Origin of the sequence: Streptomyces mauvecolor, assembly GCF_039532965.1 — a bacterium.
In the GTDB taxonomy this organism is placed as follows: Bacteria; Actinomycetota; Actinomycetes; order Streptomycetales; family Streptomycetaceae; genus Streptomyces; species Streptomyces violascens.
Genome location: NZ_BAAASQ010000005.1, coordinates 83,003 through 109,853 on the forward strand (window position 1 = coordinate 83,003; position 26,851 = coordinate 109,853).

Annotated in this window: 23 protein-coding genes; 10 read left to right on the top strand and 13 right to left on the bottom strand. The window is 71.4% G+C overall.

Features of this window, described 5'->3' with window-relative positions; genetic code table 11:
* Nucleotides 1-35 precede the first annotated feature (35 nt).
* The gene (locus tag ABD346_RS05850; RefSeq protein WP_344372390.1) at nt 36-1,427 is read right to left on the bottom strand and encodes an NAD(P)/FAD-dependent oxidoreductase; all 1,392 of its coding nucleotides are present in this window, start codon (nt 1,425-1,427) and stop codon (nt 36-38) included.
* A 222-nt stretch (nt 1,428-1,649) separates the two neighbouring features.
* Here ABD346_RS05850 and ABD346_RS05855 point away from each other — a divergent pair, with 222 nt between their 5' ends.
* A complete protein-coding gene (locus ABD346_RS05855; protein ID WP_344372393.1) occupies nt 1,650-2,387 on the top strand; it encodes a DsbA family protein in 738 nt (245 codons plus the stop codon).
* 42 nt (nt 2,388-2,429) lie between these two features.
* Here the strand turns inward: ABD346_RS05855 and ABD346_RS05860 are convergent, their stop codons facing one another.
* Nucleotides 2,430-3,131 carry a rhomboid-like protein gene (locus ABD346_RS05860; RefSeq protein ID WP_344372396.1) on the bottom strand — a complete coding sequence of 234 codons (702 nt, stop codon included), beginning with the start codon at nt 3,129-3,131 and terminating at the stop codon, nt 2,430-2,432.
* 172 nt (nt 3,132-3,303) lie between these two features.
* On the opposite strand from ABD346_RS05860, the gene ABD346_RS05865 reads away from it, so the two are divergent.
* The gene (locus ABD346_RS05865; RefSeq protein ID WP_344372399.1) at nt 3,304-4,530 is read left to right on the top strand and encodes a hypothetical protein; all 1,227 of its coding nucleotides are present in this window, start codon (nt 3,304-3,306) and stop codon (nt 4,528-4,530) included.
* 87 nt (nt 4,531-4,617) lie between these two features.
* The gene (locus tag ABD346_RS05870) at nt 4,618-5,088 is read left to right on the top strand and encodes a GNAT family N-acetyltransferase (protein ID WP_344372855.1); all 471 of its coding nucleotides are present in this window, start codon (nt 4,618-4,620) and stop codon (nt 5,086-5,088) included.
* A 120-nt stretch (nt 5,089-5,208) separates the two neighbouring features.
* On the opposite strand, the gene ABD346_RS05875 is transcribed toward ABD346_RS05870, so the two are convergent.
* Nucleotides 5,209-6,429: a phytoene desaturase family protein gene (locus ABD346_RS05875; protein WP_344372402.1), complete on the bottom strand. Its 1,221-nt coding sequence runs from the start codon at nt 6,427-6,429 to the stop codon at nt 5,209-5,211.
* Nucleotides 6,430-6,582: 153 nt separating this feature from the next.
* On the opposite strand from ABD346_RS05875, the gene ABD346_RS05880 reads away from it, so the two are divergent.
* A complete protein-coding gene (locus ABD346_RS05880) occupies nt 6,583-7,266 on the top strand; it encodes a pentapeptide repeat-containing protein (protein ID WP_344372405.1) in 684 nt (227 codons plus the stop codon).
* 121 nt (nt 7,267-7,387) lie between these two features.
* Here ABD346_RS05880 and ABD346_RS05885 read toward each other — a convergent pair whose 3' ends face one another.
* The 3 genes from ABD346_RS05885 to ABD346_RS05895 form a co-directional block, all read right to left on the bottom strand.
* A complete protein-coding gene (locus ABD346_RS05885; protein WP_344372408.1) occupies nt 7,388-7,888 on the bottom strand; it encodes a hypothetical protein in 501 nt (166 codons plus the stop codon).
* 1,122 nt (nt 7,889-9,010) lie between these two features.
* On the bottom strand, nt 9,011-9,637 hold the full coding sequence (locus tag ABD346_RS05890) for a response regulator (RefSeq protein WP_344372411.1): 627 nt from the start codon (nt 9,635-9,637) through the stop codon (nt 9,011-9,013).
* Nucleotides 9,634-11,250, bottom strand: coding sequence for a sensor histidine kinase (locus ABD346_RS05895; protein ID WP_344372414.1), 1,617 nt, complete (start codon nt 11,248-11,250; stop codon nt 9,634-9,636). Before ABD346_RS05895 ends, ABD346_RS05890 begins: the two co-directional genes overlap by 4 nt.
* Before the next feature lie 164 nt (nt 11,251-11,414).
* On the opposite strand from ABD346_RS05895, the gene ABD346_RS05900 reads away from it, so the two are divergent.
* Together ABD346_RS05900 and ABD346_RS05905 are read left to right on the top strand one after the other, a co-directional pair.
* Complete coding sequence (locus ABD346_RS05900; RefSeq protein ID WP_344372417.1) at nt 11,415-11,969, top strand: GlcG/HbpS family heme-binding protein; 555 nt, start codon at nt 11,415-11,417, stop codon at nt 11,967-11,969.
* A gap of 30 nt (nt 11,970-11,999) precedes the next feature.
* Entirely contained in the window at nt 12,000-13,433 is a 1,434-nt protein-coding gene (locus ABD346_RS05905) for a M1 family metallopeptidase (RefSeq protein WP_381224910.1), read from the top strand.
* Between the two features lie 33 nt (nt 13,434-13,466).
* Here ABD346_RS05905 and ABD346_RS05910 read toward each other — a convergent pair whose 3' ends face one another.
* Nucleotides 13,467-14,969 carry a M4 family metallopeptidase gene (locus tag ABD346_RS05910; RefSeq protein WP_344372862.1) on the bottom strand — a complete coding sequence of 501 codons (1,503 nt, stop codon included), beginning with the start codon at nt 14,967-14,969 and terminating at the stop codon, nt 13,467-13,469.
* A gap of 298 nt (nt 14,970-15,267) precedes the next feature.
* Nucleotides 15,268-15,843: a TerD family protein gene (locus ABD346_RS05915; RefSeq protein WP_100577770.1), complete on the bottom strand. Its 576-nt coding sequence runs from the start codon at nt 15,841-15,843 to the stop codon at nt 15,268-15,270.
* A gap of 206 nt (nt 15,844-16,049) precedes the next feature.
* Between ABD346_RS05915 and arfB the strand changes: the two genes are divergently transcribed.
* A complete protein-coding gene (gene arfB, locus ABD346_RS05920; RefSeq protein WP_344372420.1) occupies nt 16,050-16,484 on the top strand; it encodes an alternative ribosome rescue aminoacyl-tRNA hydrolase ArfB in 435 nt (144 codons plus the stop codon).
* 95 nt (nt 16,485-16,579) lie between these two features.
* On the opposite strand, the gene ABD346_RS05925 is transcribed toward arfB, so the two are convergent.
* Both ABD346_RS05925 and ABD346_RS05930 read right to left on the bottom strand, forming a co-directional pair.
* Nucleotides 16,580-18,214 carry an FG-GAP repeat domain-containing protein gene (locus ABD346_RS05925; RefSeq protein WP_344372423.1) on the bottom strand — a complete coding sequence of 545 codons (1,635 nt, stop codon included), beginning with the start codon at nt 18,212-18,214 and terminating at the stop codon, nt 16,580-16,582.
* 211 nt (nt 18,215-18,425) lie between these two features.
* Nucleotides 18,426-18,899, bottom strand: a complete 474-nt coding sequence (locus tag ABD346_RS05930; RefSeq protein WP_381224995.1) for a flavin reductase family protein — start codon at nt 18,897-18,899, stop codon at nt 18,426-18,428.
* Nucleotides 18,900-19,322: 423 nt separating this feature from the next.
* Between ABD346_RS05930 and cdgB the strand changes: the two genes are divergently transcribed.
* Together cdgB and ABD346_RS05940 are read left to right on the top strand one after the other, a co-directional pair.
* On the top strand, nt 19,323-20,999 hold the full coding sequence (gene cdgB, locus ABD346_RS05935; protein WP_344372428.1) for a diguanylate cyclase CdgB: 1,677 nt from the start codon (nt 19,323-19,325) through the stop codon (nt 20,997-20,999).
* 110 nt (nt 21,000-21,109) lie between these two features.
* Nucleotides 21,110-22,099 carry a CBM35 domain-containing protein gene (locus ABD346_RS05940; RefSeq protein ID WP_344372431.1) on the top strand — a complete coding sequence of 330 codons (990 nt, stop codon included), beginning with the start codon at nt 21,110-21,112 and terminating at the stop codon, nt 22,097-22,099.
* Between the two features lie 66 nt (nt 22,100-22,165).
* On the opposite strand, the gene ABD346_RS05945 is transcribed toward ABD346_RS05940, so the two are convergent.
* The 3 genes from ABD346_RS05945 to ABD346_RS05955 form a co-directional block, all read right to left on the bottom strand.
* Nucleotides 22,166-23,086, bottom strand: a complete 921-nt coding sequence (locus tag ABD346_RS05945; protein ID WP_344372433.1) for a 1-phosphofructokinase family hexose kinase — start codon at nt 23,084-23,086, stop codon at nt 22,166-22,168.
* A 79-nt stretch (nt 23,087-23,165) separates the two neighbouring features.
* On the bottom strand, nt 23,166-24,311 hold the full coding sequence (nagA, locus tag ABD346_RS05950; RefSeq protein ID WP_344372436.1) for an N-acetylglucosamine-6-phosphate deacetylase: 1,146 nt from the start codon (nt 24,309-24,311) through the stop codon (nt 23,166-23,168).
* On the bottom strand, nt 24,311-25,282 hold the full coding sequence (locus ABD346_RS05955) for an ROK family protein (protein ID WP_344372439.1): 972 nt from the start codon (nt 25,280-25,282) through the stop codon (nt 24,311-24,313). Before ABD346_RS05955 ends, nagA begins: the two co-directional genes overlap by 1 nt.
* Nucleotides 25,283-25,516: 234 nt before the next feature.
* Here ABD346_RS05955 and ABD346_RS05960 point away from each other — a divergent pair, with 234 nt between their 5' ends.
* The gene (locus tag ABD346_RS05960) at nt 25,517-26,782 is read left to right on the top strand and encodes an extracellular solute-binding protein (protein WP_344372442.1); all 1,266 of its coding nucleotides are present in this window, start codon (nt 25,517-25,519) and stop codon (nt 26,780-26,782) included.
* Nucleotides 26,783-26,851: the final 69 nt, after the last annotated feature.

Genomic DNA, 26,851 nt, shown 5'->3' on the forward strand with positions numbered 1-26,851 from the left:
AGGGGCGGGGTGGGGTGGGGCCCAGGGAGGCCGGGTCAGTGGCGGCCCGCTATTCGGTCGGCCAGGACCGCGATCCGGTCCGTAGCCGCACCATGCCCCAGCCGCTCCCTCCGGTCCGCCGCCCGGTACGCCGCGTACATCCCCTGCACCCCGAGCCAGCGCAGCGGCTCCGGCTCCCAGCGCCGCACCTCGTGGTTCACCCACGGCAGAGCCGTCAGCGACGTACCCCCCGCCTGCCCCGAGTCCTGTCGCACCAGATCCCGCAGCGTCCGCGCCGCCAGGTTCGCCGTGGCCACGCCCGAGCCGACATAGCCACCCGCCCAGCCGAGGCCCGTCGTACGGTCCAGGGTGACCGAGGCGCACCAGTCGCGCGGCACGCCGAGGACCCCCGACCAGGCGTGGCTCACGCGCACCCCGGCCAGCTGCGGGAAGAAGCGCACGAGCAGCTCCCGCAGCGCCTCCACCGTCGACGCCTGGGTGCGGCCGTCGTTGTCCGTCCGCGAACCGAACCGGTACGGCACGCCCCGGCCGCCCAGCGCGATCCGGTCGTCCGCCGTGCGCTGCGCGTACATGTACGCGTGCGCCATGTCGCCCAGCGTCTCGCGCCCCGCCCAGCCGATCGCCTCCCACATCTCAGGACCCAGCGGCTCCGTCGCGATCATGGAGGAGTTCATGGGCAGCCAGGACCGCCGCTGCCCCTTCAGCGAGGCCGTGAACCCCTCGGTGCAGCGCAGAATGTAGGGCGCGCGGACCGTTCCGTACGGGGTGACGGCGTGCCGGGGCCGGATCTCGGTGACCGGCGTCGACTCGTACACCGTGACCCCCAGCGCCTCGACCGCCGCCGCGAGCCCCTTGAGCAGTTTCACCGGGTGGATGCGCGCCCCGTGCGGAGTCCAGGTGGACCCGACCGCCCCGCTGACCCGGATGCGGTCGGCCGTCTCGCGCGCCCCGAGCAGTATGCGGTCCTTCTCGCCGAAGGCGGTCTCGGCGGCGTGGAAGGCCTTCAGCCGTCCCAACTGGGATGGTGTGCAAGCGACTTCGAGTACACCGCCCTGGTGGATGTCCGCGTCGATCGACTCCTCGGCCGCGACCCGCACCACCTCGTCCACCGTGTCGTTCATCGCCTGTTGCAGGCGCACCGCGCTCTCCTGGCCGTGCAGCTTCGCGTACCGGTCGCGGCCCGCGATGCCGTTGTACAGCCAGCCGCCGTTGCGGCCGGAGGCGCCGTAGCCGCAGAAGCGGGACTCCAGGACGGTGATGTTGAGGAAGGGCGCCGCCTTCTTCAGGTAGTACGCCGTCCACAGGCCGGTGTATCCACCGCCGACGATCACCACGTCGGCGGTCGCGTCGCCGGGCAGCGGCTCGCGGGGCGTGGGGATGCCGTCGGTTGCGTACCAGAAGGAGATTCCGCCGTTGATCGTGCTCATGGGCATGTTCGTACACCGGGCCCCTCGGGCTGTCCACCCTCGGACAGCCTTCGGGCACTCTCTCGGAACCTTCGGAATCCGCAGGTGGCAGGCCCGTTGCGGAATCCGTGGGACCAATGGCGGCGTGGGGCGGGACCTTTGGCGGCCGGGGCGGTGCGGTGGGGTGTTTAGTGTCGAAGGTTAGGATTTTTGCTCTGTTTTGTGCCGAAAGGTTGAATCTTCATGGGTGTTCGCAGTTTCCGTCGTGCCGCCGTCGCGGTGGTGGCGGCCACGGCGCTTGGCCTGTCGGCGGCGGCCTGCTCCTCCGACTCGGGCTCGGGCTCCGGCTCGGGCACGTCCTCGCAGGCGGAGCTGACCGTGAAGACCTCCCCGGACGCCGCCACGCTCGCGAAGCTGCCCGCGAAGGTGGACGGTGCGGAAATCGTCGTGGGCGACCCGAACGCGCCCCACACCGTGACGGTGTACGAGGACCCGCGCTGCCCGTTCTGCATGCACTATGAGGGCGGGGGAGCTGCGGCGGTCGCCAAGCTCGCCGCCGAGAAGAAGGTCAAGATCCGCTACACGATCGCCTCGTTCCTCGACGCCAACTTCGGCGGGGACAGCTCGAAGCGGGCCGTGAACGCGATGCGGGCCTCGGTCGAGCAGGGCAAGTTCCCCGAGTTCCACGCGGCCGTCTTCGCGAGCCAGCCGGCGAAGGAGACGGACGACGCCTTCACCGCCGACAACCTCCTGAAGATCGCCGACAAGGTGCCCGGCCTGCGAAGCCCCGCCTTCGACAAGGCCGTACGGGAGAACACGTACAAGGACTTCGTGAAGGCGGCGGAGGGTGCGTTCGAGAGCTCGGGCGTCAACAGCAGCCCCGTGATCCTCATCGACGGGAAGAAGCCGGCGGGCGACGGCCGGGCGATCTTCAACGAGGAGGCGTTCAAGAAGGTGCTGGCGGACGCCGGCATTTCCTAGCACGGCCGTCTCCTGGCGCGGTCATTTGACAGCGCGCATCTTCTAGGGAGTGCGGTCCTTGGCCCGCGCACCCGAGATTCCCGTCTTCCGGCCGACCGCCCGCAGTGTGTCGGCCGGATTCCAGGGGGCGTCGCCCCGCCCGCGCGTGAGCGGATAGCAGGCGAGGCCGATCAGCACGGACGCGAAGTGCCCGAGGTCGGTGAAGGTGCGCCCGCCGAGAAGAGGCGCGCCGTAGATGACGAGAATCGCGACGAGGTACAGGTGGCGATACGGCCGCGCGATCCGGTACGTGAGTACGGCGACGACACCGGCGAGGGCGTAACTCACGCCCACATCAAGGGTGTTGACGGCGGAGTGGGGTGCGTAGTCGTGCCGGATCGCCCACAGCAGGGCGCCCTCGCTGATGAAGGTGGCGGCCACGTGCGTCCCGAAGGCGACGATCAGCCAGCGCGGGGTGCCGAGCCGGCGTTCGGCCTGGGCGTGGAAGACGGAGTAGAGCACGGCGTACAGGAGCCAGCCTCCGCCGTCGATCCAGAAGGCGCTCGCGATCAGGACCCGGCGGGGGTTGGTCGACAGCTCGTGGATGTTGGTGGACCGCTGCCGCAGGAATTCCGTCTCGAACTCGGGTGACATGTGGTGCATGGCGATGGTGGTGACGAAGAGCGCAGCCAGCCAGAGGTAGGTGCCGGGGGCGCTGCGGATGTAGCCCCGGATGGCGCGTACGCCGGTCGGAAATCGCCTCATGCCCCGATTCACGCACGCGGACGGGGCGGGCGGGAGGACCGACATCCGGGTCGTGCGGGTCTTGGCCTGAAGCGCGGTGGCCCGGAGAGGGCGGCGAGCCGGCACAAGAGGGGGTCAACTTGCTGAAACAGCCCTAGAGTTGAGGGCATTGGGCTGTCTCGGGGGGTGGGCCATGGCCATTGAGCTGGCGGTCGCATTGGGGGTCCTGGCCGCGCGTACGGCCGTGGCGCAGCTGATCCAGGGGCAGGCCATGGACAACGCGGCGTGGGCCGGGGTCGCGACCCAGGTGGTGGACGTGCTGGTGAGCACGTCGACCCGGCAGGAGTCGGGGTTCCAGCAACTCGGCCAGGAGGTCGCCGAGTTGGGGCGCAGGGTCGACCAGGTGGGCAAGGCGGTCGGCGAGATTCCGGCGCGCGAGTTCGAGGAGTACATGGCCGCCGGGCGCAGGTACGTACGCGACCTGCCCGACGTGTGGCGGAGCGAGAGGGACCGCCGCGAACTGATCCGGGACGCCCGCCGCGAGTTCGTGCACGCCTTCGGCATCGCGGACCACATGAAGTCCCCGGAACGCCAGGCGGTGGCGGACGTGGCCATCGCGGGCTGCTGGCTGTGGGTGCCCTCGCTGCCCGACGTGAAGAAGACGATCGGCGCGGCCCGGCAGATCCTGGAGCGGGAAATGCTGTACGGGACGACCATGCCGACCAAGTCGTACGCCGATGTGCTGTACCTCTGCAAGAGGTACGGCGAGCAGCTCGCCATCGCCGGGAAACCGATCCTGCCTGCGACGCAGGGCAGACCGCCCACCGGCGGGGCACGCCTCGCCGTCCGGGTGAAGTACGGCGACCCGGTCGTGTGCGCGGGGGTGGAGATGCGGGTGGAGGAGCTCCCGCCCCTCGCCGAGGACCCCCCGAGGCCGGCCCGGCCCAACCCGCTGCCTCCGGCACGGTTCCCGCGGAGCCCGCAGACATCGCCGCTGTTCCCGCGGAATCCGCAGACACCGCCGCTGTTCCCGCGGAATCGGCAGCCGCCTGGGCGGTTCCAGCGGAACCCGCAGCGATTCACGGGCTTCCCACTGAACCCTCAGCCCTCCGCATGGGACCTGGGCACGCCCGGGGCACCGCCCGCGCCGCCGCCACCGCGGAAAAGGGTCAGAGTCCGCGTACGGAACAACCGGGCCGAGTGGATCGCGGTCTCCATGACCGCCGACGCCGTCATCGTCCAGCTCCCCGGCGCGGGGAACACCCTGCCGACCGAGAACCGGGTGAAGCCGCGGACGGCGAAGACCTTCGACCTGACGCGCCCGCGCACCGCGCTCGGCTCCCCGGCTGTGGCGGCGTCCCGCTTCCTGGTCCTCCCGAGCCTCCCGAGCCTCCCGACGATCGGCTTCGTCCTGCCGTAGGCCTGCGCCATCGGTTCGGGGTCCGCAGAGCGAAATGACCGAGCGGGCAGCGGGGAGGCGACCTACCCTGCGCCCATGACAACACCCATGATCCGCAAGGCCACGCTTTCCGACATTCCGGTGATCCACGAGATGGTGCGGGAGCTGGCCGAGTACGAGAAGTGCCTGGACGAGGCGCGTGCCACCGAGGAGCAGCTCCGCGAGGCCCTGTTCGGCGAGCAGCCGGCCGCGTTCGCGCACATCGCGCAGGACGAGTCGGGCGAGCCGGTGGGCTTCTCGCTCTGGTTCCTGAACTTCTCGACGTGGCGCGGGGTGCACGGCATCTACCTGGAGGACCTGTATGTACGCCCCGAGGCCAGGGGCGGCGGCCACGGCAAGGCCCTCCTCACGGAACTGGCCCGCATCTGCGTGGCGCGGGGGTACGAGCGCCTGGAGTGGTCGGTCCTGAACTGGAACACCCCGTCGATCGCGTTCTACGAGTCGCTGGGGGCGCGGCCGCAGGACGAGTGGATGGTGTACCGGCTCACGGACGAGGCACTGGGGCGGCTGGGGGCGTAGCCGAGGGGCCGGTTCGGAGTGCCGGGGCCCGTGGTGCTTCCCCACTCGTCCTCGGCCTCCAGCTCCTCTGCCGCCGGCCGCCCTCGACCAGCTCGTATCGATGGCCAACTGCCGTAATGGTCAGGCGTGTTGGTTGTCCAGCCGGGCCGGCCTCAGATCCTTCAGCGCCAGCGACGCCGCCTCCATTGCGCTGTTGAAGGCCACCTCCGAGAGGATTCCCGGGGCCGCCACCTGGTCGCCCGCCAGGTACACGCCCTGGCCCCGGGCGATCGCGGGGCGGTCGCGCCAGGTTGTGCCGGGTGGGTCGACCGCGCCCGTGCGGCCTGTCGCGACGGCCTCGCGGCGCCAGGTCGTGCGGGCGCGCCAGCCCGGGAATCCCGCGTCCAGCAGGCGTTCCGCGTGCTCGATTCCGGTTGCCTTCGATGCGTCCGGGGCGATGGGGAAGTGGCCCTGGTACAGGTGCTCGCCGGGAGGGGCGAGGCCCGGGTCGTTGCCGGTGAAGCGTTCCAGCCAGCCGGGGGTGTCCAGATCGGAGACCACGAACGGGTCGCCCCGGCGCGCGGCGAGCGCCAGGTCGAGCAGGACGGAGCGGCCGCCGGGCCAGGTGAGGCCGGAGTCGCCGAGGAGGCGGCGGGCCGCGTCCAGGGAGGTCGCCACCACGACGGGTCCCTCGGCGGAGCCGGGGAGTTCGGCGACCCGGGCGTCCGTTTCGATACGTACGCCCAGGTCGCAGGCGCGCGACGCCATCCGCTCGATGAGCGCGCCCCAACCGCCGACCGGGTAGTGCGCCTCGGGCGGCAGGGCCGCCGCACGGTGCAGGCGCTCCTGTACGAAGCGGGCGGACAGCGAACCCGGGTCGTGGTGGAAGAGGGCGACGGCTATGTAGTGCGCGGTCGCACGGGCGCCCCGGGAGCCGATCTGCCGGGTGGCCCAGGTCATGAAGTCGGCTTCCACCGGGGCCCGTTCGGGGCGCTTGCGGGCCAGGCGGAGCAGGGCGAGCGGCGGGGTGCGGTGCAGGGTTCCGTGCCGGTGGAAGCGGAACCGTACCGCCTCCGCAGGGCGTACGGACGCGACCGGCCCGAGCAGTCCGCGCTGCTTGAGCCAGGCCCAGTGCGGGCCGCCGCTGTAGAGGGCGTGCGGACCCTCGTTCGTCCGGTACGGGGCCGCGGCCGTACGGGCCCGGCCTCCCAGGGCTCCGTGCGCCTCGTACAACGTGACCGCCGCGCCGGACTCCGCGGAGGTGATCGCGGCGGTCAGTCCGGCGAGCCCGCCGCCAATGACGGTGATCCGGCCGGTGGAGCCGCGGTTCGCCCCTGCCGCCCTTGCCGACAGTGCTGACATTGCTGTCTCCCTTCGCCGATGCGCACGGCGTACGGAGACAGGACGGAGCGGGGGGCCGGAATGTGACATGTCCGGGCTGGGAATTTACGGAGCTGGGGGTTCCCCCCTGCGCGAGCAGGGGTGATTGTCAGTGCCATGGTCCAGCATGGGGACATGGCAGCGGCACGGAGTGCGAAGAAGACGGCGGCTACGGCGGGTGCCCGCAGGGCGGAGGTGCGACTGCCACCACTGGCGCCGTTCGGCGCGGGTGAGCTGGAGCCGGAGGGTGACTATGACGGGCTGGAGTTCAGGGACCTCGACCTGGCACGGCAGCAGGCGCACAGCGCGCGCTTCCTCGACTGCGGGATCTACGGATGCGGCCTGGACGATACGCGCCTGACGGGGGCCCGCTTCATCGACTCGGTGCTCTCGGGAATCCGCGGTGTCGGTACGGATCTGGCGCGGGCGAGCCTGCGTGACGTGGAGGTGCACGACGTCCGGATGGGCGGGGTGCAGCTGCACGGCGCGGTGCTCGAACGCGTGCTGATCAAGGGCGGAAAGATCGACTACCTGAACCTGCGCGAGGCCGAGCTGCGCGACGTCGTCTTCGACGGCTGCGTCCTGTCCGAGCCGGACTTCGGCGGGGCCACGCTGGTGCGCGTCGAGTTCCGCGGCTGCGAACTGCGCCGGGCCGACTTCACGGGCGCCCGGATGAAGGACGTCGACCTGCGCGGCGCGACCCTGCTCGACATCGCACGCGGGGTGGAACGACTCGCGGGTGCGGTCATCAGCCCGACCCAACTCCTCGACCTGGCACCGGCGTTCGCGGCGCAGGTGGGGGTGAGGGTGGAGGCGTGAGGGTGCGTTGAGGGCGGGGCTCCGGCGGAGAGGGGCCCTCCGGGGCTTCGCCGCTCGGCCCGGGTCGCCGCCGGCCGTGCCGGGCGCCGTCGGGCCTTTCCCGCGCCAGGCCGTTCCCCTGTCAGGCCATTCTGGGGAAGCGGGCCTGGAGGTCCCAGATGATCGGGTTGTTGCCGAGGCTCTCGTGCATGTCGGTCAGATCCGCGATCAGGTCGTGCAGGAAGTCCCTTGTCTCGCGGCGGAGTTCGGTGTGCGAGAAGGTGAGGGGCTCCTCGTCGGCGGGCATCCAGTCGGCCTCGACGTCGACCCAGCCGAAGCGGCGCTCGAAGAGCATCCGGTCCGTCGACTCGGTGAAGTCGATCTCGGCGTACTGGGGCTTCGCGGCGCGCGAGCCGAGCGGGTCGCGGTCCAGGCGCTCCACGGTGTCGCACAGCGCCCACGCGAAGTCCAGCACCGGCACCCATCCCCAGGCTGTGGACACCTCGCGGTCCGCCTTGGTGTCGGCGAGGTAGACGTCTCCGCAGAACAGGTCGTGGCGCAGGGTGTGGACGTCCGCGCGGCTGTAGTCGATGTGGGTGGGGTCGGGGAAGCGGCGGGATAGGGAGTAGCCGATGTCGAGCACGGCTCGATGGTGTCATGCCCGGGGCGGCCCCCCCTTCCGCAGCCCCCTCACGGGGCTCCGCCCCGAACCCCGGGGGTGCCCGCGCCGGGCCGTGCCTTTGCACCCGGGGGTGCCCGTGCTGGGCCGTGCCTTTGCACCCGGGGGGTGCCCGTGCTGGGCCGTGCCTTTGCATCCGGGGGGTGCCCGTGCTGGGCCGTGCCTTTGCACCCGGGGGTGCCCGTGCTGGGCTGCGCCCCGACCGCCGGGGGCTTTGCGCGGTGGGGCGTGCTCTTGAGCCCGGGGCTCTGCGGTGGGGTGGGCCTTTGCACCCGGGGTGTCTGGCCTGGGCTGTGCCCAGCCCCGCGCCGGGGTTTCACCGCCGCACCTTCTCGGGGGCTCTGCCCCCGGCCCCCGCTCCTCAGGCGCCGGAGGAGCTTGATTGCGTGATCCGTCGGCCTCGGGCCGTAGGTGGCTGGTCGCGCAGTTCCCCGCGCCCCTGGCAGGGTTGGTGTCGCCTCCCTCGGTCTGTGCCCGGGACTCACGATGTCCGTCGGCCTGCGGGCCGTGGGTGGTTGCTCGCGCGGTTCCCCGCGCCCCGGTAGGGCACCCAGCACTGTCGGTCGCGTCCATCGCGCGGCGGGGGCGCGCAGTTTCCCGCGCCCCTAAACCCGCTTTCGGCCTCGGGCCGTGGGTAGCTGCTCGCGCAGTTCCCCGCGCCCCTGGCAGTGCCGTCCTTGGCCTGGTGCTCAGGCGGGCATCCTCGGCTGGTGGACGGTCATGGACGTCGGACCACTCCTAGCCTGTCCGGCGTTTGAGGACGAGCGCCCTTGAGGCGCGAACGGGGTCTGGGGCGGAGCCCCAGGGAACCCGGCTTCACCTCTTCACAACCCCCGGAGGGTTTCGGGGAGGGGCGGGGTGGGGCAGCCCCCGGGGTCTGGGGCGGAGCCCCGGGAAACGCGGCTTCACCTTCTTCCAACCCCCGGCGGGTTCAGGGAAGGGGCGGGGTGGGGCGCCTCCGGGGTCTGGGGCGGAGCCCCAGGTGACCCCGGCTTCCCCGCCCCCAGCGCCGCGCAACGCAGCCGCACGCCCCCGCTCAGGGAGCCACCCCGGGCCCCGGCGGGGCCACCCGCACTCCGCCCGGCCTTACGGCAGGAGTCGCCGCTCCTTGGCCACAGACACCGCCCCCGCCCGCGTGTCAACGCCCAGCTTGTCGTAGATCCGCCCCAGATGCGTCTTCACCGTCGCCTCGCTGATGAACAGCGCACGGGCGATCTCCCGGTTGCCCAGACCGTTCGCCAACTGCGCCAGGATGTCGAGCTCGCGAGGGGTCAGCGTGGGGCCGGAGGCGCCGCGGAGCTGGTTCATGACGCGGCTGGCCACCGGCGGGGACAGCGTGGTGCGCCCCTCGGCGGCCGCCCGGATCGCGGCGAAGAGCTCCTCGGGGCGTTCGGCCTTGAGGAGGTAGCCCGTCGCCCCCGCCGCGATGGCCCGCGTGATGTCCGCGTCCGTGTCGTACGTGGTGAGCACCAGGACGTGCACCCCGGTCGCCGCGATGCGCCGGGTCGCCTCCACGCCGTCGATGCCGGGGCCCAGCTGGAGGTCCATCAGCACCACGTCCGGCTTCAGCTTGGCCGCCGCGGCCACCGCCTCCTCGCCGCTGCCGGCCTCCCCGGCCACCTCGATGTCCGGCTCGCTGCCGATGAGCGCGAGCAGCCCCGCGCGTACGACCGTGTGGTCGTCGCAGAGCAGAATCCGTACGGGGTCGGTCATGGCCGGGGCTCCAGGGGGATCGAGGCGGACAGGACGGTGCCCTCGCCGGGAGCCGACTCCACGGTCAGGCTTCCGCCGAGCTGCCGCACCCGTGCGTACATGGCGGGCAGGCCGTGGCCCCGTACGCCGGGGAGCCGCGGAGAAGGAGCGCTGCGGTCCGCCGAGGCACCCGGGGCGGGCCCGGCCCCGGGTGCCTGCGGGTCCGGGGCGGCCGGCACGCCGGCCCCTCGCCCGGCCCCGGCCCTCGGGTCCGCGCCCGCGCCGGAGGCGAGCCCGGTCTCCGGGCTGGGCCCCACCCGTACGGCAGGGCCCTGGGCAGACCCGCCCCCCGAGTCCCCGCGCACGTCAAGAGCCCCCGGGCTGAAACCCCGCCCGTCGTCCGCGATGTCGAGGACCACCTGGTCGCCCAGATAGGTGAGAGTCAGCGCCGCCGTGGTCGCTCCCGCGTGCTCGCGTACGTTCGCCAGGGCGCCCTGGGCGATGCGCAGCAGGGCGGAGCCGACGCGGTCGGGCAGCGGGGCGTTCGGCGCGCCGTCGATGTGGCAGCGCACCTCGACCGGCCCCGCCCCCGATCCCGACTCCGCCGACTCCCGCGCCGCCAGCGTGCGCAGCGCCTCGTCCAGACCGCCGCCCTCCGCCAGGTCCGCCGGAGCCAGGTCGTGGACGAAGCGGCGTGCCTCCGCGAGGTTGCGCTCCGCGATGGACTCCGCCGTACGGACATGGCGGCGTGCCGCGTCGGGGTCGGCGGCCCACACCCGGTCCGCCGCCTGCAGCAGCATCTGCTGGCTGGACAGGCCCTGCGCGAGGGTGTCGTGGATCTCCATGGAGAGCCGCTGCCGCTCGGCGAGCGTGCCCTCGCGGCGTTCGGTGGCGGCGAGTTCGCGGCGGGTGCGCAGGAGGTCGTCGATCAACTCCCGTTGCTGGGCGGTCAGTTGGTCCTGCCGGTCGGCCTGGCGCTGCATCTGGACGAACACGGCCGTCGCGATCGCAGCGACGGCGGGCGGTGCGAGGACGAGGTTCGGGTCGAAGCCGTCGGAGGACAGTTCGACCTGGGCCGTGACGACGAACGCCGTCAGCACCCCGACGAGCACCAGCGCCGCGCGCGGCCGCAGCGTGCGCAGGCCCGTGTAGAACAGCGGCACCGCGCACCACGCGAAGCTCGGCGCGAGCACGACCAGGACCATCCAGGTGGCCACCACCCCGCCCAGCCACGCGAGCCGCCGCGGGGTCGGCCGCGAACCCAGCGCCGGCCCGAGCACGTACAGCACGGCCAGCGCGGCCGACAGCGCGATGATCCAGGGCGTACGGGGCTCCCCGGGATGCCGGATCAGGAACCGCGCGAGCGAGGCCCCGAGCAGCAGAAAGAACGCGGCATGCATGACAACGGGCAGCCACCGCTCGGTGCCGACAGGCTCGACGCCCTCCGGAGTCCCGAGGGCACCGCTTCCCGCCCGCGTCCGAGCGCCTGCCGCCCGGGCGCCGGTACCGGCCGGCTCGCCAGGCTCCCGCGCCCCGTCGCCGCTGCTGTCGGCCGGGGCGTCGATGTGCTCCGCCCCGCCCCCGGTGCCGAGCAGCCCCGCCCCGCCCCCGGGGTCAGCCGGATCGACGCTCATCCGCCCTCCTCACCTGCGCATACGTACTCATCCGCACTCATCGTGACCCGATCCGGCCACCCCCGCATCAACCGATCGGCCGACGGGAAGGTCAGCCGGTTCGGGTCCTGCGAGCAGCCGGTATGTCGACCGTGCGCGGACCCCGCCGCACCCAGGATCGAAGCATGAACCTCAACAGCACGCAGAACACCAGGACCAAGCGGCTCGCCCTCGGGGCCACCGCCCTCGCCATCGCCGCCGCCGGAACCTTCGGCGCCGTCTCCGCCAGTGCCGCAGGCCCGGCCGCGTCCACCCCGGGCGTCGGCGCCCACGACCTCACCACCTCCACCCACCTCACCGTCGCCGCCGCCACCAAGGCCGCCCAGGCCGCGCTCGACGCCGCCGGCAAGGAGAACCAGAAGGTGTCCGTCGCCGTCGTCGACCGCAACGGCAACACCCTCGTCACCCTGCGCGGCGACGGCGCCGGGCCGCAGTCGCCCGAGTCGGCCGAGCGCAAGGCGTACACCGCCGTCTCCTGGAACGCGCCCACCTCCGAGCTGGCCAAGCGCCTCGCCCAGGCCCCGAACCTCAAGGACATCCCCGGCACCCTGTTCCTCGCGGGCGGCGCCCCCGTCCAGGCGAAGGGCGCGCCCGTCGCGGGTATCGGCGTGGCCGGTGCCCCGAGCGGCGACCTCGACGAGAAGTTCGCCCGGGCGGGAGTTGCCGCCCTCGACAAGTGAGCCGCGGCCGCCGCCCTTAGGATCACAGGCGTGGACACACGACCGGAGAGGCGGACTGCATCGCACCCGCGCGGGGCGAGCCGCACCCGCCTCGCCGTCGTCCCGCTGCTCACCGTCCTCGTCATCACCTCCTGCACCGGCGGCGTGACCGGTACCCCCGGCTCCTCCGGCACGCGCGACGGGCTCTTCCCCAAGCTCGGCAGCGACGGCTACGACGTCCAGCACTACAGCCTCGACCTCGACTACGACCCGGCGAGCGGGCACCTCAAGGGCGGGGCCACCATCGTTGCGCGGGCCACCAAGAACCTCAGCGCCTTCACCCTCGACTTCGCCGGGATGGACGTCGAGGGCGCCACCGTCGACGACGAGCCCGCCGCCGTCAACCGGGCCGGCGACGAGCTGACGCTGCGCCCCCACACCGACCTCGCCCGGGGCGAGACGTTCACCGCGTACGTGCGCTACTCGGGCAGCCCGAAGACCATCACGGACCTCGACGGCTCCGAGGAGGGCTGGCTGAAGTCGCCGAACGGGAGCGTGCTCGCGCTCGGCGAACCGGCCGGTTCGATGGCTTGGTTCCCGTCCAACAACCACCCGAGCGACAAGGCCACGTACGACATCAAGGTGACGGTGCCGGACGGCCAACAGGCCGTTTCCAACGGTGAGTTGGTGTCGAAGCTCAGCAAGGGGGGCCGCAGCACCTTCAGCTGGCGGGTCAAGGAGCCGATGGCCACCTACCTCGCCACTGTCGCCATCGGGCCGTACGAGATCGACGACAAGGGGACGACCAAGTCCGGCATTCCCATCTACAACGCCGTCGACCCGGGTGTGAAGAAGCAGACCGCGGGCGTCGTCGCGCGGATCCCGGACATCATCGCCTGGGAGGAACTCAACTTCGGGCCCTATCCGTTCTCGTCCACGGGCGTGATCGTGGCGCCGGAGAAGGCCTCGGGCTACGCGCTTGAGACGCAGAACCGGCCGGTGATACCGCTGGACCACTTCGATCTGAGCACCCTCGTGCACGAGCTCGCCCACCAGTGGTTCGGCGACTCGGTCACCCCGGCGGTGTGGCGCGACATGTGGCTGAACGAGGGCTTCGCGCAGTATTCGGAGTGGCTGTGGGCCGAGGACCACGGCGGGCCGAGCGCGCAGCAGCAGTTCGAGGAGGAGTACGCCAAGGGCGACGGCGACGAGATCTGGGCCTTCCCGCCGGCCGAGCCGCCGACCGCCGCCGAGGTGTCCGGGCGGCCGGTGTACGTACGCGGCGCCATGGTCGTCCACAAGATCCGGGAGGCCGTCGGCGACGAGAAGTTCTACACGCTCGTCCAGGACTGGGTGCGCACCCACCGGCACGCCAACGCCTCGACCGAGGATTTCACCCGCTTCGTGGACGCGGAGGCGGGGCACAAGCTCTCGGCGGTGTGGGACACCTGGCTCTACGGGGACGGGAAGCCCGACTCCCCGTAGAACCAGGTGGGTTGATCCGCTACTTCACACCGGTCACTTCACGTTGACGGCGGTCCAGGCGGCCGCCACCGTCTTGTACTCGGTGCTGGTCGTGCCGTACAGGTCGCCCGCCGCCTTGAGGGTCGCGGCGCGCGCGGCCTTGTAGTTGGTGGTCGACGTCATGTACGTGGAGAGTGCCTTGTACCAGATCTTGTACGCCTTGACCCGGCCGATCCCGGTGACCTTGGAGCCGTCGGAGGTCGGCGAGTTGTAGTTCACGCCGTTGATCGTCTTCGCGCCGCTGCCCTCGGACAGCAGGTAGAAGAAGTGGTTGGCGACGCCGGACGAGTAGTGCACGTCCTTGTTGCCGACCCCGCTCGACCAGTAGTCGGCCGACGCGCCGTCCTTGCTGGGCTTGTCCATGTAGCGCAGCGGCGTGCCGTTGCCGTTGATGTCGATCTTCTCGCCGATGAGGTAGTCGCCCTTGTCGGAGGCGTTGTTGGCGTAGAACTCGACCGAGGTGCCGAAGATGTCGCTGGTTCCCTCGTTGAGCCCGCCGGACTCCCCGCTGTAGTTCAGCTTGGCGGTGGCGGCGGTCAGGCCGTGGCTCATCTCGTGCCCGGCCACGTCCAGCGCGGTGAGCGGCTTCTTGTTGCCCGCGCCGTCGCCGTACGTCATGCAGAAGCAGCTGTCGTCCCAGAACGCGTTGACGTACGCGTTGCCGTAGTGGACCCGCGAGTAGGCGGCCTTGCCGTTGCCCGCGATGCCGTTGCGGCCGAGCTCGGTCTTGTAGAAGTCCCACGTCTCGGCCGCGCCGTAGTGGGCGTCCACGGCGGCGGTCTCGCGGTTGGACGGCGAGCCGTTGCCCCACGTGTCGGTGGACTTCGTGAAGAGCGTGCCGGTGCCGGAGCTGCCGCCCTTCAGGTCGTACGTCTTGTGACCGCCGCGCGAGGCGTCGTTGAGGCTGTAGGTCGAGCCGCTCTTGGTGGTGCCGAGCGTGACCGTGCCGGAGTACTCGCTGGTGCCGGTGCCGGTCTCGATCTCCTCGTGGGAGTAGAGCTGGGCGCCGGTGGTGGCGTCCGTGACGATGTCGCGGCGGCTCGGCGTGCCGTCCGGCTGGGTGCCGGTGACGGTGCGCTCGTAGGCGAGGACGGGCTTGCCGTCCGCGGCCCAGACGACCTTGCGCGAGCCGGTGGGGGCGGCCTTGAGCGTGGTGGTGGTGGCGACGGCTATCTTCGCGTCGGTCGCCTTGTCGACGCCCTTGAGGGCGCCGTTCTTCGCGGTGTGCACGACGAGGTCGCCGCCGAGGACGGGCAGCCCGTCCAGGGTGCGCTCGTAGCGGGTGTGGACCGTACCGTCGGCGTCCTTGATCACATCGCGGACGACGAGCTTTTCCTTGGCGCCGAGCCCGAGTTCCTGGGCGGTGGCGGGGGCTGCGTCCTGGGCCGTGCGCAGGGCGTCGGCACGCTGAGCGGTGCTGAGGTCCAGGGCGGTGGCACCGGCGGCGCGGTCGGTGGCGCCGGCGGTCGAGCCGGCCTGTACGCCGACGACGACCATGGCGGCGGATGCAGCAAGAGCGGCGGCACGCAGAGTGGTTCGCACTCGGTGGTCTCCTTCACTCGTTCCGTGGGGGCGAGTTGGAGACTGCCAGCTGATGACTACTTCTTGACAGAGACCCGACAAATATTTGGCTTGATCGTGTCCGAAACTGGGTCGTTGCTGTCCGCTGACCGACTAATTCAAGCCGCAGGAGGGGGAGTTGAGACGCCGGATGTACCTGAGGTGCCTCCGGGGTGAACGAGAAGGTGCCCCCGGCGCGAACGCCGGGGGCACCTCATCCGCGTCAGCGGGGGCGTCAGACGTTCACGCCGAAGTCCTGCGCGATGCCGACCAGGCCCGAGGCGTAACCCTGGCCCACGGCGCGGAACTTCCACTCGGCGCCGTTGCGGTACAGCTCGCCGAAGACCATCGCGGTCTCGGTCGCGGCGTCCTCGCTCAGGTCGTAGCGGGCGATCTCGGCGCCGCCGGCCTGGTTGACGATGCGGATGTAGGCGTTCCGCACCTGGCCGAAGTTCTGCGAGCGGGTCTCGGCGTCGTAGATGGAGACCGGGAAGACGATCTTGTCGACGTCGGCGGGCAGGCCCGCCAGGTTGACGTTGATCGCCTCGTCGTCGCCCTCGCCCTGGCCGGTGGTGTTGTCACCGGTGTGCACGATGGTCTGGTCCGGCGTCGACTTGTTGTTGAAGAAGACGAAGTGACCGTCCGAGTACACCTTGCCCGTCGCGTTCACCGCGATGGCCGAGGCGTCGAGGTCGAAGTCGGTGCCGGTGGTGGTACGGACGTCCCAGCCGAGGCCGACCGTGACGGCGGTCAGGCCCGGGGCCTCCTTGGTGAGCGAGACGTTGCCGCCCTTGGACAGGCTTACAGCCATGGGATGTCCCCTTCTACGTGATGTGCGGGCTTCGAGCCGTCCCGAAGCTACCGTCATTCCCCATAACGTCGGCAGGGGACCGTGAGGTTCCATCCCGCTTTGCTTTCTTTGCCAAGAGGCCGACAAGGGGCGGCGAGGGCGAAGGCGAGGGGGGAGGGGAAGGTGCGGGGGAAAAGCGGGTGACGCCGTGCCGCGCACCCGTCACCATGGATGACATGTCCGGGCCCTATGTCATCCGCGGCTCCGTCTCCCTCCCGGAGGCCGAGCTGATCTGGCGTTTCTCCAGGTCGTCAGGGCCCGGCGGCCAGCACGTCAACACCAGCGACTCCCAGGTGGAGCTCCGCTTCGACCTGGCGCGGACCGAGGCGCTGCCGGAGGTCTGGAAGTCCCGCGCCCTCGACCGGCTCGCGAGCCGTCTGGTGGGCGGCGTCATCTCCGTACGCGCCTCCGAGCACCGCTCGCAGTGGCGCAACCGCGAAACCGCCGCGGTGCGCCTGGCCTCCCTCCTCGCCGAGGCCACCGCCCCGCCGCCCAAGCCGCGCCGCGCGACGAAGATCCCGCGCGGCATCAACGAGCGCCGCCTGCGCGAGAAGAAGCAGCGGGCCCAGACGAAGAAGGGGCGGTCGGGACGGGACTGGTAGGCCCAGTCCGCCCGATCCGCCCCGCCTCACGACGTCTGCCCCGCCTCACGGCGGCCGCACTGTTGCGGCCGCCGTGCCGCTATGGCTGTGCCGCTCTAGAACAGCTCGTTGTACGCGTTCCAGCCGCCGCCCAGGAAGCCGGCCGGCTTGAACTTGCCGCCGTAGGTGCCCTGTCCGTCGTACCGGTAGCCCTGCCCGGACGCGTCGATCGCGATCAGGTCGGTGGTGCCGTTGCCCGTCGCGTCGGCGACGGCCGCGAGCCTGGTGTAGCCGTTCCAGCCGCCACCGAGGTCCTTGCGGCCGGCGAACGGGTACTGGGGGTCACCGGTGCCCGGGTACAACCACAGGTGTCCGTTGGTGTCGCGGGCCAGCAGGTCGGCGCGCCCGTCGCCGTTGACGTCGCCGGAGCCGACGAGCTTGTTGTACTCGTTCCAGCCGGCGCCGAGCCGCTCCGGCGGGTAGAACCTGGTGCCGGAGCCGTCGCCGAGGTACTCCCACAGCACGCCCGACTTGTCGCGGGCGAGCAGGTCGCCGTGGCCGTCGCCGTTCAGGTCGCCCGGCCCGATGAGCGAGGTGTACGCGTCCCAGCCCTTGCCGAGGCTGACGGCGTCCTTGCCGTAGCTGTCGATCCAGAGCCGGCCGTCGGCGACCTGGAGGCGGGCGGGCTCGCCCGAGTCGTTGAGCGAATTGGCGAGGCCCACCGTGAACTGGCCGCCGTTGACGCCGGCCTGCCACGGCACGGAGATGCCGAACTGCCCGTCGTTCTTCGTACGGCGGAACTCGTTCGCGAAGTCGCCGCTCATCGAGAGGAACTTGTTCTTCCCGACGGCCTGCCTGCCTCCGGCGTTGCCGAGGACGTCCGCGGACTGCCAGCCGCGGCCGGCCAGGACCGGGGCGGCGAAGGCGCCGTTGCCGAGGGCCTTGTACAGGTACAGGTCGCCGCTCTCGGTGCGGGCCAGCAGGTCGGAGAGGCCGTCCCCGTCCTGGTCGTCGGCGCTCAGGAGCTGGTTGTAGGAGTGCCAGCCGGCGCCGAGGGCGACGGGTGCCTTGAACGGCTTGGCGGCGTTGCCGGTGCCGCCGATGAACAGGAGGTCGTCGGTGACCGTGCGGACGTAGACGTCGCCCACGCCGTCGCCGTCCGCGTCGGCGACGCCCACGATCTGGTCGTAGTCGCCCCAGCCCGAGGCGACCTTGACGCCGTTCTCGAACGGCGAGTCGATGCTGCCCTTGCCCGCGAACAGGTACACGTCGCCGGTGCGGTTCCGCGCGATGAGGTCGCTCTTGCCGTCGCCGGTCACGTCGCCGACCGCCACGATCTTGTCGTACACGTTCCAGCCGGTGCTGAGCCTGACCGGCTTGTCCGTCCCGCCCGGGAGGACGAAGAGCTCGCCGACGGGGTTCGTCCACAGCACGTCGGGCTTGCCGTCACCGGTCACGTCGCCCGGGGTCATCAGGCTGTTGATGTCCGCGTGCGACTGGTCGGTGAGCAGCGGCGCGGACACGTACGTGCCGTTGTCGTTGCGGTAGGTGGAAAGGCCCGCCTCGGAGCGGACGACGATGTCGCCCTTGCCGTCACCGTCGACGTCGAACCGGGGCTTCACCTTGGTGGTGGCCGCGGCCTTCGGCGCCCCCGGACCCTTGTCCTCGGCCAGCGCCGGAGTGCTGAGCAGCGTGCCCGCCGCGACGGCGATCGCCGTGCAGGCCGCGATACGGCGAGCGCGGCTGGACATACGGGTGTTGCGCATGGTCCCCCCCAGGACATGGGCGTACGTGGATGGCGTACGCGGAATGTGTCCGGACAGCGAAGTGTGTGTGCCCGGCGTGTAAACGGAGCTTATGCAGGGGGACGGGAGGGAGAAAAGGGGCTTCTGTGACAGCTGTGTCACAGACACAAACGGAATGGTTTGATCCGGATAAACCGGTCGGGAGGGTGTGTTCCGGTCACCCCAACTGCCGGTACCGCCCCCGGAAATACGTCAGCGGCCCGCCCTCCGCGCTCGGCAGGTGCGCCGTCAGGACGCGGCCGATGGCGAGCGTGTGGTCGCCCGCCGTCACGCGCTGTTCGGTCCGGCACTCCAGGGTCGCCAGCGCGCCGCCGACCAGGGGGGCGCCGCTCGCCTCGCCCCTGGTGTACGGGATGTCCTCGAACAGGAGGCGGTCGCTGATCCGCCCCTTCATCGCGAACCGGCCCGCGACGTGCCGCTGGCTCTCGGAGAGCAGGGACACCGCCCACAGGGGCTGTTCCGCGAGGAGGTCGTCCATCCGCGAGCCGTTGCGCAGCGAGACCAGAACGAGGGGCGGGTCGAGGGAGACCGACATGAAGGCCGTCGCGGTCATGCCGACGTCCTCGCCGCGCGGGCCGTCGTCGCTGTCGTGCGCGGTCACCAGGACCACGCCCGCGGCCAGCCGGGACATCGCGGCGCGGAACTCGTCATTGCTCACCCCCACAGGATGAGGGGTCCCCGGGGCAAGTGCGGAAAGGGAGGCGGTGAGGGGTGTCTGGAGCACAACCGGAACGCTAGTCTCCTGCCACCGCGGACCGCATCGGGCCCGGGGACCAGGTGGGGCCTAGGTCTCGCGGCCGAGGCGCGCCCTCTTGTCAACGGGCTCGGCGAAGTTCCCGGCCTGTTCTCAGTTTGCGTTCAGGAAAGGTAGGGGGCAAAGACGGAAAGAACGGCCAACCCCCCATCATCTGCTGTGACTTGAGTCACAGAAGGCACTATTTGTTGACCCTGTGTACCGGCTAGACAGCTCGCTGTGATTCAGTGGCGGGACAGTGCAAAAGGAATGTCGATCTGAAGCCAGGAGTTGCTGTCGAGGTCTCGGGGAGAGCGAGCAATGGAGACCGAGTCGGAGCCCTACGTCCGTCTTGCGACCCTGCGGCAGCTGCACCAGGTGGTCGGGGAGCTCAATACGGCCCGCAGCCTCGCGGACACGCTGCAGACCGTCGCGGACGGCGTCATCGCGGGACTCGGCTACGAGCTGGCCTGCGTCAATCTCGTACGCCCCGACGGTGACCTGGTCGTCGCCGCCTTCGCCGGCAACGCCGCCGCGGAAGCCCTGATCACCGGCCGGGTCGGATCCCGCAGCTCGTGGGAGCGCCGCCTTTCGATGGGCGAGGACTGGGACGGCCTGCGCTTCATCCCGCACACCGAGGGCTGGGTGCTCCTGGAGGACGACGTACCCCAGTGGTACACGGAGGGCCCCGACCCGCGGTTCGAGGACGAGTGGCATCCGCAGGACCGGCTCTACGCCCCGATGTACTCCGCGGGCGGCACGCAGGAACTCCTGGGCGTCATCTCCGTCGACAAACCCCGCAACGGCCGCAAGCCCGGCGCCTGGGGGCGGGAAGCGCTCCAGATGTATGCATCGCAGTCCGCGATTGCGATCAGCAACGCCCGGCTCCGCGCAAACATGCAGCGCGCGCTGGTCCGCCTGGAGCGCGAGCAGCAGGCGCTGCGCGCCAGCGAGGAAAGCTTCCGCCAGGCCTTCGAGTACGCGCCCTCCGGCATGGCCATCGCCGAGATGGGCGGCGACCAGCACGGGCGGCTGCTCCGTACGAACGACGCGCTGTGCCGGCTGCTCGGACGGCCCGCCTCCGTCATGCGGCGCTACTCCTTCGCCGACCTGGTGCACCCCGAGGACATAGGGACACTCCTGCGCACCTCCGCCGAGGGCGGCCGGGCCGAGCTGCGGCTCGGGCGGCGCGACGGCACGTATGTGTGGGTGTCGCTGCGCAACTCCGTGGTCGCCGACACCGCCGACGGGCCGCGCTTCCTGCTCACCCACGTCGAGGACATCGAGGACCGCAAGCGGCACGAGCTCCAGCTCGCCCACCGCGCCTCCCACGACGCCCTCACCGGCCTGCCCAACAGCGCCGAGCTGCGCGCGAGGCTGTCGGCGCGGCTCTGTCCCCGGCCGCACTCGGTCGGCCCGGCGAGTGCGGCCGAGAGCCTGGACGCGGCCTACGGGCAGCTCCCGGCGGCCTCGGGCGAGTCCGAGGCGCACGGGCACGCGTTCCGCGCCGACGGCTTCGACTTCGACGCGCTGCCCGGCGGTGGACCGTACGACCACCACGTCCACACCGTGGCCCCCGACAGCGAGATCGACGACGGCACGAAGGGGCTCGCGGTGCTCTTCTGCGACCTCGACGGCTTCAAGTCGATCAACGACAGATTCGGCCACCACACCGGTGACGCCGTCCTCATCGAGGTCGCCCGCCGGCTCACCACGGGGGTGCGCGACGGCGACACCGTGGCCCGGCTCGGGGGTGACGAATTCGTCGTCCTCGCGGACGGGCTCGGCGCCGCGGACGCCGCCGACCTGGCCGTACGGCTCCGCAACGCGATCATCCCGCCCATCCGGGTGGACGGCCGCGCGGTCCGCGTCGGGGCCAGTTTCGGCATCGGTTGGGCCAGCTGCGGCATGTCCGTCGAAGAGGTCCTGCGCTCCGCCGACCAGCGGATGTACATCGAGAAGCGCTCTCGCTCCAAGGTCCACCGCCGCGCCGGGTGACCAAATCCGGACAACGATCACGTGTGGTCGGCGCCAGACCGGGCAGTGGTCCGTTCGGGGTAGGCTCGGCCGGTCGGCGACGGCTGGCGGACAGTGAGGAGTGACCCCGGATGACGACGCCCGGCAACAACGGCGCGAACACCCCCGAGGACGACGATCCGTTCGGCTACCTCTATGAGGACGGGCAGGCCACAGGCGCCAACCCGCCCCGCGCGGGTGGCGGCTACGGCTACCCGGGTCCGACGGTGGGGCAGCAGCAGCCCGGAGTCCCCAGGACGTCGTACAACCAGGTGCGCACGGTCGGTCAGCGCCAGTACGGCCAGATCCCGCAGCAGCAGTACCAGGGGCCTCCGCAGCAGCAGGGCCCCTCGCCGCAGCAGCAGTACGGGCAGCCGACCGCCCAGTACGCGGCGCCCGAGACCTATCCCGGCGGCGCCCCGCCCCGGCAGGGACCGCCCCCGCAGCAGACCGGTGGCGGCGGCCGCGGACCCAACACCAAGGGCCTTCTGATCGGCGCGGTCGCCGTGGTCGCGGCCGTCGTCATAGGCATCGCCGTGGCGCTGGCCAGCAACAGCGGCGACAAGGACAAGAAGGACGACACCGCCAACCCCGGCAAGTCCTCTTCCGGCCAGCCTTCGCAGCAGCCGAGCACCGACCCGTCGGCCTCGGCCTCCGCCCCGGCCGCGCTCCCCAAGGACGACGCGGCGACGCTGACCCTCGGCGGCTCCGCGCAGGTCGGCACCAACGTGCCGGGCGCCAAGGGCACGGGTGGCGCGTTCGTCGGCAACTTCAACAACGTGGGCGCCTCCGTCACCTGGAAGCCCAACGTCCCGAAGGCGGGCCAGTACAGGCTGAACCTGCAGTACGGCATCCCCGGCGTGGACGCGAACGCGACGATAACGATCAACGGCAAGGCCGAGGGCCGCCCGATGAACATGAGGAACTTCGCGCACTCGCCGGCCGGGGACTGGGCCAAGGGCTGGCAGAACACGTACGCCCTGGTGCAGCTCAACAAGGGCGTCAACGAGATCAAGCTGTCCTGCGAGCAGGGCAACCAGTGCAACGCCAACCTCGACCAGTTCTGGCTGAGCGCCCCGTAAAACGTCCGGCCTCGTAAACCTGTGGAACCTCTGGCCCCGTAAGCGTCCGCGGACGTTGTGCTCGGCTCAGTGCGCGTGCTCGGTCACGCGCACCGAGCCGAGCATTTTCTCGTACGCCGCAAAGTCGAACTCGCCCGCCGCGGGCGCCAGTACGGTCGCCGCGGACAGGGCCACCGCGCGCGTCAGGCGGCCCGGCCAGTCCAGGCCCTCGACCAGGCCCGAAAGCAGACCGGCCACCGCCGAGTCGCCCGCGCCCGTCGGATTGCCGCGCACCGCGGCCGGCGGGGCCGCCTGCCACAGGCCCTCGGGGGAGGCGGCGAGCATGCCCTCCGCGCCGAGCGAGGCGACCACCGTGTGGGCCCCGCGGCGGCGCGCGTCCCGGGCCGCCCGCAGCGGCTCGCGCGAACCGGTGAGCTGGGCCAGCTCGTCGGCGTTGGGCTTGACCAGGTCGGGCCGGGCCGCGATGCCGCGCCGCAGCGCCTCGCCGCTGGTGTCCAGGAGCACGGGCACCTTCGCGGTGCGGGCCTGGCGCACCAGCTGCGCGTACGCACCGACCGGCAGCCCCGGCGGCAGGCTCCCGCACAGCGCGACCGCTTCGGCGCCGTCGAGCAGGCGCCCGTACGTGGCCACAAACGCGTCCCACTCGGCGGGCGAGACGAGCGGGCCCGGCTCGTTGAGCTGGGTGGTGTCGCCGGACACCGCGTCCACCACGGCGATCGTGCGGCGGGTGGCGCCCGCGATGGGGACGAGTTCGTCGACGGGCGCGAGCTCGGCGAGCCGCGCGCGCAGCACCTCGCCGCTCGGGCCGCCCGCGAATCCCGTCACCACCGCCTCGTGCCCGAGCGCGGCGAGCACCCGGGCGACGTTGAGGCCCTTGCCGCCGGGGCGCTCCGCGACCTCCTCCACGCGATGGCTCGCGTGCGGTACGAGGGCGGGGACACGGTAGGTGATGTCGAGTGCGGTGTTCAGCGTGACGGTCAGAATCACGGGGTGATCATGTCAAAAGGACGGCGGCAGGCCCAGACCCCGGACCGGCCGCCGTACCGGATATCACCGCCGGCGGCACTCAGCCGAGCTGCGGCTCGACCACCCAACCGCCCTTGCGCAGAACGCCCTTGACGGCGAAGCCGGCGTCCAGGACCACCAGGTCGGCGTCCTTGCCGGGCTCAAGGGAGCCCACCTTGTCGTCGAGGCCGAGCAGCCGCGCCGGGTTGGCCGAAAGCGCCCGTACGGTGTCCTCCACCGAGATGCCGTCGACCGTCACCGAGCGCTTGAACGCGCGGTCCAGGGTGAGCGTGGAGCCCGCGATCGAACCGCCCTCGACGAGCCGCGCCACGCCCTCCTTGACCTCGACCTCCAGCGGGCCCAGGTGGTAGAGGCCGTCGCCGAACCCGGCCGCGTCCATGGCGTCGGTGATGAAGGCGACCCGGCCCGCGCCCTTGTGGCGGAAGGCGAGTTCGAGGGCCGCGGGGTGCAGATGCGTACCGTCGTTGATGAGCTCGACGGTGATCCGCTCGTCCTCCAGCAGGGCAGCGATCGGGCCCGGCTCGCGGTGGCCGAGCGGGGGCATCGCGTTGAAGAGGTGGGTCGCGACGGTGGCGCCCGCGTCGATCGCCTCGACGGTCTGCTCGTACGAGGCGTCGGTGTGGCCGATCGCCGCGATCACGCCGTGCTCGGCGAGCAGCCGCACCGAGTCGAGGCCGCCGGGCAGCTCGGTGGCCAGGGTGAACATCTTCGCGGTGCCGCGCGCGGCGTCCATCAGCTTGCGGACCTCGGCCGGGTCCGGGTGGCGAAGGAGGCCCTCGCTGTGCGCGCCCTTGCGGCACGGCGAGATGAACGGGCCCTCGAAGTGGATGCCGGCCAGGTCGCCCTGCTCGACCAGCTCGGAGAGGAGCCCCGCGCGCTGGGCGAGGACGTCCATCTCGCCGGTCACCGTGGAGGCGACGACGGTGGTGCTGCCGTGCAGCCGGTGGGTGTGGACGCCCTTGAGGACGTCCTCGACCGTGCCGTTGGTGAAGGAGGCGCCGCCGCCGCCGTGGTTGTGCATGTCGACGAAGCCGGGCACGACCCAGTGGCCCGTGAGGTCGAGCGAAGGCGCGTCGGCGGGGGCGGCCCCGGCGATCGTGGTGCCGTCGACGATCACGCGTCCGTTCTCGACGACCCCGGTCGGGAGGACGACGCGGGCGCCGGAGAGAACAAGCGATGCGGCCATCAGGCGGTTACCTCACTGGAGTCGGAGTCGGGAGCGGTGGTGGGGGCGGCGGCCCCGGCGACGAGGTCCCAGGCGAGCAGACCGGCGCCCAGGCAGCCGGCGGTGTCCCCGAGGGCCGCGGGGACGATCTCGGGCAGCTTCTGGAACGTCACGCGCTCCTCGACGGCGGCCCTCAGCGGTACGAACAAGGTTTCCCCGGCTTCGGCGAGTCCGCCACCGATGATCAGCACGCGGGGGTCGAGCAGGGTGAGCGCCGTGACCAGACCGTCCGCGAGCGCGTCGACCGCGTTCTGCCAGACGGCGAGTGCGCGGGGGTCGCCGGACTCGACGGCCTTGGCGCAGTCCGCGGCGTCCGCCTCCGGATCGCCGCTCGCCCCGGCCCAGGCCAGCGTCACCGCGGAGGCCGAGGCCAGGCGCTCCAGGCAGCCGCGCTGGCCGCACGGGCAGGCGGTGCCGCCGGGCCGTACGACGATGTGGCCGATCTCCCCGGCGAAGCCGTGCGCGCCCGGCTCGACCCGGCCGTCGATGCCGATCGCGCCCGCGATGCCGGTGCCGAGCGGGATGAACAGGAAGCGGTCGGCGCCCTTGCCCGCGCCGATCCGGCCCTCGGCGAGGCCGCCGGTGCGCACGTCGTGGCCGAGCGCGACCGGCACCCCGCGCAGGCGCTCGCTGAGCAGCCGCCGCATGGGTACGTCGCGCCAGCCCAGGTTGGCGGCGTACGCGGCGATCCCGTTCTCGGCGTCCACGATGCCGGGCACGGCGACGCCGGCCGCGACCGCGCTCTCGCCGAAGTGCTCCTCGCCGTACGCCCGCAGATCCGCGGCGAACGCGAGGATCGACTCGACCACGGCGTCGGGCCCGCGCTCTCTGCCGGTGGGCCTGCGCGCCTCGTGGAGGAGGGTGCCGTGCGCCCCTACGAGGGCGGCCTTCATCCCGGTGCCGCCCACATCCAGGGCGATGACGTGTCTCACGGGGACAGTCTCGCGCCAACACCCATGAAAGGTCTAGTCCACTCGCCGAATGAAGGAGAAAGCGCTTTCTGCTCTCAAAATTTCCCAATGTACTCTTGCACCGGGCGTTGCGGAAGCGATATGCGACTGGTGTAGACCTCATTCCCCCGTATGAGGGAAAATCGCAGCTCACATACAGGACGTCACGGGGGACCGACTGGATCCGCCAGGATCACGACGAGGGTGGGATAGCGCGTGCGCAGGCGCCTCTTGGGCTTGACCGCGGCGGTGGCCGCATTCGGCATGACGGCAGTGCTCTCGGGATGCGGCGGGCAGAGCGGTTCCGGCGACGTCACCCTCAAGCTGGTGGCGGCCGACTACGACATATCCGGCGGCGGCAGTACGAAGACGTACTGGCACAACGTTGTCGACGCGTTCGAGAAGAAGAACCCCGGCATCAAGGTCGACGTCCAGATCTTCTCCTGGGACGTCGTCGACGCCAAGGTCGCCGAGATGGTCAAGGCGGGCAACGCCCCCGACATCGCGCAGATCGGCGCGTACTCCGACTACGCGGCGAGCGGCAAGCTCTACAGCGTCGACCAGTTGCTCTCCATCCCCACCGAGGCCAACTTCCTGGCGCCGCTGGCGGACGCGGGCAACGTCAAGCGCGTCCAGTACGGCATGCCGTTCGTGGCCTCCACGCGACTGCTCTTCTACAACCAGACGCTGTTCGACCAGGCCCACATCCGGCCGCCGAACACCTGGGCCGAGCTCGCCACCGACGCCAAGGTGCTCAAGTCCAAGGGTGTGAAGACCCCCTTCGCGCTGCCGCTCGGCAGCGAGGAGGCGCAGGCCGAGACCATGATGTGGATGCTCAGCGGCAACGGCGGCTACACCAACACCGTCGACGGCTACGACATCGACTCGCCCGAGAACATCCAGACCTTCGACTGGCTGAAGACCAACCTGGTCGAGCCCGAGCTGACCGGCCCGGTCGCACCCGCCAAGCTCAACCGGCAGGACGCGTTCGACGCGTTCGCGAAGGGCGAGGTCGGCATGCTCAACGGCCATCCCTCGCTGATGGAGCAGGCGAAGAAGAAGGGCATCAAGTTCGGCATGGTGCCGCTGCCCGGGCCGAGCGGCAAGGCCAAGGCGGCGATGGGCGTCGCCGACTGGATTATGGGCTTCAAGCAGGGCGGGCACCGGGCGCAGATCGGCAAGTTCCTGGACTTCACGTTCTCCGACCAGAACGTGCTGCAGTTCGCCGACCAGTACGACCTGCTGCCGTCCACGGTGTCGGCGTCCACGGCCATGGCGGCGGACGCCAAGCACAAGGACCTCAAGCCCTTCCTGGACGCCCTGCCGACGTCCGAGCTGCCCCCGGTCGGCAAGACGTCGTGGCCGAAGGTGAGCGAGACGGTGAAGAAGAAGATCGGTACGGCCGTGGCGCCGGGGGGTTCGCCGAAGGCGGTCCTCCAGGACATCGCGAAGGTGGCGATGGACGCGGAGAACGCGGAATAGTTCCGGGTTCCTTGGGGGTGCGCCCCAAACCCCGGGGGTTGGCCCGTGCCTCGGCATCGGCGGGCCCGG

Coding starts and splice junctions, on each gene's coding strand:
- ABD346_RS05915 (WP_100577770.1), bottom strand. CDS start 15,843: ATGGCTGTAAGCCTGTCCAAGGGCGGCAACGTCTCGCTCACCAAGGAG.
- ABD346_RS05880 (WP_344372405.1), top strand. CDS start 6,583: ATGGCAGCGGCACGGAGTGCGAAGAAGACGGCGGCTACGGCGGGTGCC.
- ABD346_RS05850 (WP_344372390.1), bottom strand. CDS start 1,427: ATGAGCACGATCAACGGCGGAATCTCCTTCTGGTACGCAACCGACGGC.
- ABD346_RS05865 (WP_344372399.1), top strand. CDS start 3,304: ATGGCCATTGAGCTGGCGGTCGCATTGGGGGTCCTGGCCGCGCGTACG.
- ABD346_RS05900 (WP_344372417.1), top strand. CDS start 11,415: ATGAACCTCAACAGCACGCAGAACACCAGGACCAAGCGGCTCGCCCTC.
- ABD346_RS05860 (WP_344372396.1), bottom strand. CDS start 3,131: ATGAGGCGATTTCCGACCGGCGTACGCGCCATCCGGGGCTACATCCGC.
- ABD346_RS05890 (WP_344372411.1), bottom strand. CDS start 9,637: ATGACCGACCCCGTACGGATTCTGCTCTGCGACGACCACACGGTCGTA.
- ABD346_RS05925 (WP_344372423.1), bottom strand. CDS start 18,214: ATGTCCAGCCGCGCTCGCCGTATCGCGGCCTGCACGGCGATCGCCGTC.
- ABD346_RS05910 (WP_344372862.1), bottom strand. CDS start 14,969: ATGGTCGTCGTCGGCGTACAGGCCGGCTCGACCGCCGGCGCCACCGAC.
- ABD346_RS05855 (WP_344372393.1), top strand. CDS start 1,650: ATGGGTGTTCGCAGTTTCCGTCGTGCCGCCGTCGCGGTGGTGGCGGCC.
- ABD346_RS05940 (WP_344372431.1), top strand. CDS start 21,110: ATGACGACGCCCGGCAACAACGGCGCGAACACCCCCGAGGACGACGAT.
- arfB (WP_344372420.1), top strand. CDS start 16,050: ATGGATGACATGTCCGGGCCCTATGTCATCCGCGGCTCCGTCTCCCTC.
- ABD346_RS05870 (WP_344372855.1), top strand. CDS start 4,618: ATGATCCGCAAGGCCACGCTTTCCGACATTCCGGTGATCCACGAGATG.
- nagA (WP_344372436.1), bottom strand. CDS start 24,311: ATGGCCGCATCGCTTGTTCTCTCCGGCGCCCGCGTCGTCCTCCCGACC.
- cdgB (WP_344372428.1), top strand. CDS start 19,323: ATGGAGACCGAGTCGGAGCCCTACGTCCGTCTTGCGACCCTGCGGCAG.
- ABD346_RS05875 (WP_344372402.1), bottom strand. CDS start 6,429: ATGTCAGCACTGTCGGCAAGGGCGGCAGGGGCGAACCGCGGCTCCACC.
- ABD346_RS05930 (WP_381224995.1), bottom strand. CDS start 18,899: ATGTCCCGGCTGGCCGCGGGCGTGGTCCTGGTGACCGCGCACGACAGC.
- ABD346_RS05895 (WP_344372414.1), bottom strand. CDS start 11,250: ATGAGCGTCGATCCGGCTGACCCCGGGGGCGGGGCGGGGCTGCTCGGC.